The organism is Burkholderia sp. LMG 13014, from assembly GCF_905232215.1.
Classification (GTDB): Bacteria; Pseudomonadota; Gammaproteobacteria; order Burkholderiales; family Burkholderiaceae; genus Burkholderia.
In genome coordinates, this window is record NZ_CAJNKE010000404.1 from 1 (window position 1) to 5,597 (window position 5,597).

General features: G+C 65.4%; 7 protein-coding genes. 2 read left to right on the plus strand and 5 right to left on the minus strand.

Annotation, left to right across the window (positions count from 1 at the left end; genetic code table 11):
* The first annotated feature begins 43 nt into the window (after positions 1-43).
* Positions 44-1,135, plus strand: a complete 1,092-nt coding sequence (locus tag JYJ84_RS27185) for a porin (protein WP_175222007.1) — start codon at positions 44-46, stop codon at positions 1,133-1,135.
* A gap of 217 nt (positions 1,136-1,352) precedes the next feature.
* Here the strand turns inward: JYJ84_RS27185 and JYJ84_RS27190 are convergent, their stop codons facing one another.
* Positions 1,353-2,318 carry a zinc-binding alcohol dehydrogenase family protein gene (locus tag JYJ84_RS27190; protein WP_175222619.1) on the minus strand — a complete coding sequence of 322 codons (966 nt, stop codon included), beginning with the start codon at positions 2,316-2,318 and terminating at the stop codon, positions 1,353-1,355.
* A 46-nt stretch (positions 2,319-2,364) separates the two neighbouring features.
* Positions 2,365-2,616, minus strand: a complete 252-nt coding sequence (locus JYJ84_RS27195; protein ID WP_122946883.1) for a hypothetical protein — start codon at positions 2,614-2,616, stop codon at positions 2,365-2,367.
* A gap of 95 nt (positions 2,617-2,711) precedes the next feature.
* Here JYJ84_RS27195 and JYJ84_RS27200 point away from each other — a divergent pair, with 95 nt between their 5' ends.
* Positions 2,712-3,509, plus strand: a complete 798-nt coding sequence (locus JYJ84_RS27200; RefSeq protein ID WP_175222618.1) for a helix-turn-helix domain-containing protein — start codon at positions 2,712-2,714, stop codon at positions 3,507-3,509.
* Positions 3,510-3,559: 50 nt separating this feature from the next.
* Here the strand turns inward: JYJ84_RS27200 and JYJ84_RS27205 are convergent, their stop codons facing one another.
* The 3 genes from JYJ84_RS27205 to hpaI all read right to left on the minus strand — a co-directional run bounded on the left by JYJ84_RS27205 (position 3,560) and on the right by hpaI (position 5,519).
* The gene (locus JYJ84_RS27205; protein WP_174983572.1) at positions 3,560-4,135 is read right to left on the minus strand and encodes a PIN domain-containing protein; all 576 of its coding nucleotides are present in this window, start codon (positions 4,133-4,135) and stop codon (positions 3,560-3,562) included.
* On the minus strand, positions 4,132-4,599 hold the full coding sequence (locus tag JYJ84_RS27210) for a helix-turn-helix domain-containing protein (RefSeq protein WP_174972226.1): 468 nt from the start codon (positions 4,597-4,599) through the stop codon (positions 4,132-4,134). The genes JYJ84_RS27205 and JYJ84_RS27210 overlap by 4 nt, the downstream gene beginning before the upstream one ends.
* Positions 4,600-4,712: 113 nt before the next feature.
* On the minus strand, positions 4,713-5,519 hold the full coding sequence (gene hpaI / locus JYJ84_RS27215; RefSeq protein WP_175222617.1) for a 4-hydroxy-2-oxoheptanedioate aldolase: 807 nt from the start codon (positions 5,517-5,519) through the stop codon (positions 4,713-4,715).
* Positions 5,520-5,597: the final 78 nt, after the last annotated feature.

Below are 5,597 nucleotides of genomic sequence, written 5' to 3' on the forward strand. Positions count from 1 at the left end.
CCCCCTGTTTCACCCACTCACAAGAACCAAGGAGACACCGTCAATGAAGTCACGCGCAGAACGTTCCCTTCGCGCCGCCGTCCTGACCGGCTCGGCCGCCGTCGCCGGCCTCACCGCAGGCGCCGCGCACGCGCAGTCGTCGGTCACGATGTACGGGATCATGGATGCCGGCATCGAGTTCGCCAACCACGCGGCGCCGCAAGGCGGCAATTCGTACAAGCTCAAGTCCGGCAACAAGAACACGTCGCGCTGGGGCCTGCGCGGCGTCGAGGATCTCGGCGGCGGGCTGAAGGCCGTGTTCCGTCTCGAAAGCGGGATCGACCTCGCGAACGGCGCGTCCGACGACGGCCCCGACTCGATCTTCGGGCGCCGCGCAACCGTCGGCCTGAAGGGCAAGTGGGGCGAGATTTCGCTCGGCCGCAACTTCACCGTCACCTACGACTACATGCTGCCGTTCGACCCGATGGGGTATGCGCAGAACTATTCGTGGGCGACGTCGTCGATGGCCACCGGCGGCCGCAAGGACGGCATGTTCACGCGCTCGTCGAACGCGGTGCGCTACGACGGCGAATTCAGCGGCTTCAAGTTCGGCGCGATGTATGGCTTCGGCAACGTGCCCGGCAGCGTGAAGACCAGCTCGAAGTACGACGCGGCGATCGGCTACGAGGGTGGCCCGTTCGCCGCGGTGGTCGCGTTCGACCGGCAGAACGGCGCGTCCGACAGCGTCACGCCGGCCGATCCGGTCAACTACATCCAGGGGATTCATGCGGGCCTGAGCTACTACTTCGGCAACCTGAAGACGATGGCGGGCTATCGGAACTACAAGCGAGCGTATCGCACGAGCGCCGCGAACCAGTTGAGCGACATGTATTGGGTCGGCGGCTCGTACCAGTTCACGCCGACGTTCTCGCTGATCGGCGCCGTGTATCACCAGAACATCAAGGGCGGCACGGATGCCGATCCGACGCTCGTGTCGATGCGCGCGCAGTATGCGCTGTCGAAGCGCACCGTGCTGTATGCGGCCGGTGCGTTTGCGATCGGGCAGCATGGACAGAAGGTGGGCGTATCGCGCGATGTCAACGGGTACGGCACCACGCAGGTCGGGGTGACGGCGGGGATTCAGCAGCGGTTCTGAGCCTGACGACGGGCGGCGGCGCGCGTGTTGCACGCCGCCGCCGGTTCGGTCGTTCGGTCGTTCGGTCGTTCGGTCGTTCGGTCGTTCGGTCGCGACGGGCCACCCTACCCTTGGTCGTTACACGCAGCGGCTCGCCAGACCCATCGGTATCCAGAAGAGATCGCGTGCGCATACTGCGCCCGCCGTGCAGGCGGCCGAGCGGCGCGCCGCCTCTTCATCATCGGCCCTCGCCCATCGTGAACACCGGTCGCACCAGGCTGCTCGTGTCGCTCCAATGGGCACCAACGTCCGCCAACGGCACTGCCCGCGTCTCGATTGCCAGACCCGCCGGGCCGGCCGCATCGAATACGCCGCGCACCGAGGCCAGCAGGCGCGGCAGCGACACGCTGCCAAGGCCGCTACCCATCAGCTCGATGGCCGTCGCCCGCAGCACCGCGCCCGGCAACAAAACGTCCGCACCGCCGATCGAGCCGATCTGTACGAAACGCAGCCGGCGGCCGTCGGGCATCGCCTTCGCGGCAGCACCCAGCAATGCCTGCGCGCTGCTCCCCCACAGATAGTCGAGAACGACGTCCACACCGGCGCGGAAATGTGGCTCGAGCGCACGCGCCAGATGTGTGTCGTCCTGCTGCAGCGACACGACGGCATCCGCGCCTTCGCTCAGCAAGGCTTGAAGCGCGGCCGCGTTGCGGCCGGTCGCGATCACCTTCGCGGCGCCGAGATGCTTCGCGATCCGCACCGCCAGCCGCCCCGACGTCCCCGTCGCACCGTTGACGAGCACCGTCTCGCCCGCGACGAGCCGCGCACGCTCGGTCAACGCGGCCCACGACGACATCCCTGGAATCGCGATCGCCGCGGCCGTCACGTCGTCGAGCGCGTCGGGCAACGGTACGCACCGCGTATCGGGTGTGATCGTGCGCTCGGCCATCGCGCCGAACGGTGCGGGCGAGCCGAAGAAATAAACGCGTTGCCCGTCATCGAGACGGCCCACGCCGTCGACGCCGACGACGAACGGATAGCGCCCGTCCGACGAGTAATGCGTGCCGGACGCACGCGCCTGCGCGATCCGGCTCAGCGCGGACGCCGTCACGTCGATCAGGCGGTGGCCCGGCATCGCACGCGGCGCTTCGAATTCCATATGGACGGGACGCTCGCCGGCGCCCGTCACGACTGCTGCTTTCATGGTGACTCCTTGAATCGGGGATCTCGATCGGCGGTTCCGGCGCAGGTCAGCGTGCGTCGAGCCATGCGCGGAGCGCGGGATCGCGGACTTCCAGCACATCGAACAGGCCAAGCGCGCGCAAAGCGGGCAATGCGTCGATCGTGTCGGCTTCCGCGCGTGCCCGGTCGGCGGGCGTGGCGTCAGGGTCGGCCAGCACCCGCGCGTTGACCAGGAACGCGCCGACGGTGCCCTTGCGGATCGTCGTTCCGTCGGCCTCGATCCGGTCGGCATGGTCGGGAAGCATCTGTTCGGCTCGCATCGTGTCGTACTCCGGTTGTTATCGATGGACGCAGTGTAGGCGTGCGAATCCGGCCGATCTCCGGTATAACGGCCATTCGATACCGATATCCGGCCATGTCCGATCCACTCCTGCCCGCCCGATTCGTCACGTCAGACGACGGCCCGTTCGTCGTCGCTGCCGTCGTGTCGCAACGCGACCCGCGCGTGACGCCATCCCACTCGCATGCGCGCGGCCAGCTCGTCGGCGCGCTGAGCGGGCTGCTGACGATCGGGCTCGACGACCAGGACTGGGTCGTACCGGCCATTCATGCGATCTGGATTCCGCCGCATTGCCGGCATTCGCTGCGCTCGTTCGGGCCGATTTCCGGCTGGTCGGCGTTCGTCGCCGAAGCCCGCTGTGCAGATCTGCCGGATACCCCGCGGGCAATCCGAACGACGCCGCTGCTGCGCGAAGCCGTACAGCGCGCGGCGAGTTGGGGAGATGCGGAACTGGATGCCGCGCGGACGCGGATTGCCGACGTGATCCTCGATGAAATCGCGTCGTCGGAGGTCGAAGCGCTGGGGCTGGTGCGGCCGCAGGATCCGAGGTTGATGAAGATCAGCGATGCGCTTGCCGCGGATCTCGCGGATAACCGGCGGCTGGAGGAATGGGCCGAATGGGCCGGCATCAGCGCGCGGACGATGAGCCGTCGCTTCGTCGCGGAGACGGGGCTGACGTTCGCGCAGTGGCGTCAGCAGGCAAGGTTGCTGCGGGCGCTGGAGAGCATTGCCGACGGCGTGCCGGTGACGACGATCGCGCTCGATCTCGGGTACGACAATGTGAGCGCGTTCATCGAGATGTTCCGGCGGGCGTTGGGGACGACGCCGGGGAGGTATATGGAGGATGGGCGGGAGCCGCGAAGCTCGGTATAGAAAGCGGATCGCGCGAAGTCATTGAACCGGGCGCACCGCATAACACCACCTCAAAGAATTGCCCGGTAGGCTTCGAGTGCTTTGCACGTCTGGACCATGCCTTGACGTTGCAGGATCTCCAGATATCGATCTGCGGTCACTGGCGGATACTTGAGCGTTTCTCGTTGTCGCCGCGCAGCCGCAACGACCGCCGCAGGTTCAAGATCGAAAAGATTATCGACGAACTCGTCGGGGTGCTGGGCCTCGACACCGTACTGCGACAGCCCCTCGTCCGGGAAATCTTTCTGATTGAACGTCACGATCACACTAGCGTTGCAACGGATTGCAGCCGCAAGTACGTGACGATCATCGGCATCAGGAAGCGTAAGCCCATCGATCAGCGATTCATATCCGGTCACGACAGCATCGGGTATTGCCCGATCCATCAGACACGACGTCCGATCAAGCTGCTCGGCGCTCAAGTCGGGGCGATTGCGCAGCAGGTTACGCTTCCACTCGTTGTGAATATGCGCGCTCCAGCGAGCGCGGAAGCATCCACTCAACGCAAGCCGCATCAGAAAATCGCGAAGCGGCGCGGGATAAAGCACACAGGCATCATAGACGGCCGTGAACGGCGAACTCGTCATTCGTAGCCCATCCGCAACTCCTGAGCCTGCCTGCTCAACTCATCCATTGCGTCGGCACTCGCCTGATCGCGCTCTGCCTTGTAATGCATCAGATCGGAAAAACGCACACGCCGATGCTTGCCCGTCCGGTGATACGGCAACGCATTCGATTCAAGCAGCTTGATCAGGTGCGGGCGAGAAACATTGAGCAAATCTGCCGCTTCCTGAGTCGTCAATTCCGCGTGAACCGGTACGACCTTGACCGCGTTGCCGTCGGCCAGCTCCGCGAGAATATCTACCAACAGCCGAAGTGCCGACGTCGGGAGCTCAACCTGATGCGCGCGATTCTCGTCGTCAAAGATCTGAATGCGCTGCGTATCGGTTCGCGTTGCGAGATACGCAGCCAGCGTGCGCTGCCCTTCGACAGCCGCCTGCATCTCGCGCTCGACAGGCAAGATCACGTCGGGTGTCGTGGTATGGGGCATCGCGCTCTCCAATCGAGGGTTTCAGAAGTGCACTAGCTTATTCGAAATAAACGAAAATCACAATAATCGAAACTTGATATAACCCCAATTATTTCAACGACACCCCGCTTGGCTCAGTACGTCCCGTCCCCCTTCTTCACGGCCTCGCCGCCCTTCCCCTTGAACTGCGCAGCCAACCGCTCCGCACTCCTCGCCAGCAGCGTCGTATCCACCCCGACCGCGACGAACAGCGCTCCCGCTTCCAGATAACGCCGCGCGGCCGCCTCATCCGCGCTCAGGATCCCCGGTGCCTTGCCGGCCTCCTTGATCGTCCGGATCGCGCCATCGATTGCCGCCTGCACGTCCGGATGCCCCGGATTGCCGAGATGCCCGAGGTCCGCAGCCAGATCCGCCGGCCCGATGAACACGCCATCGACCCCTTCGACCCGCGCAATCGCATCGATCGCATCGAGCCCCGCCCGCGTCTCGACCTGCACGAGCACGGCCATCTCGTCGTTCGCGCGATGCAGGTAGTCGCCAACACGATTCCACCGAGACGCACGCGCCAGCGCACTGCCGACACCACGAATGCCATGCGGCGGATAACGCGTCGCCGCCACCGCCGCGCGCGCTTCATCCGCGCTCTGCACCATCGGCACGAGCAACGTCTGCGCGCCGAGATCGAGCACCTGCTTGACGATCACCGGATCGTTCCACGGCACGCGCACGACCGGATGCGACGGATACGGCGCGATCGCCTGCAGTTGCGCGAGGATCGTCGGCACCGTGTTCGGCGCGTGCTCGCCGTCGATCAGCAACCAGTCGAAACCGGCGCCCGCAACCACCTCGGCGCTGTACGGATTCGCGAGCCCGAGCCACAGCCCGATCTGCGCATCGCCGCGCGCGAGCGCGGCCTTGAAGACATTCGAAGGCATCTGCATCGTTCGCTCACCTCATTCGAAGTAGCACTGGATCGTTCCGAGCGGGCCGTAGTCGACGCTGAACGTGTCGCCCGGCCG

What these genes read in the sequence shown, in the direction of transcription:
- JYJ84_RS27195 (WP_122946883.1), bottom strand. Translation starts at nt 2,616, where the DNA reads ATGCGAGCCGAACAGATGCTTCCCGACCATGCCGACCGGATCGAGGCC.
- hpaI (WP_175222617.1), bottom strand. Translation starts at nt 5,519, where the DNA reads ATGCAGATGCCTTCGAATGTCTTCAAGGCCGCGCTCGCGCGCGGCGAT.
- JYJ84_RS27205 (WP_174983572.1), bottom strand. Translation starts at nt 4,135, where the DNA reads ATGACGAGTTCGCCGTTCACGGCCGTCTATGATGCCTGTGTGCTTTAT.
- JYJ84_RS27200 (WP_175222618.1), top strand. Translation starts at nt 2,712, where the DNA reads ATGTCCGATCCACTCCTGCCCGCCCGATTCGTCACGTCAGACGACGGC.
- JYJ84_RS27185 (WP_175222007.1), top strand. Translation starts at nt 44, where the DNA reads ATGAAGTCACGCGCAGAACGTTCCCTTCGCGCCGCCGTCCTGACCGGC.
- JYJ84_RS27190 (WP_175222619.1), bottom strand. Translation starts at nt 2,318, where the DNA reads ATGAAAGCAGCAGTCGTGACGGGCGCCGGCGAGCGTCCCGTCCATATG.
- JYJ84_RS27210 (WP_174972226.1), bottom strand. Translation starts at nt 4,599, where the DNA reads ATGCCCCATACCACGACACCCGACGTGATCTTGCCTGTCGAGCGCGAG.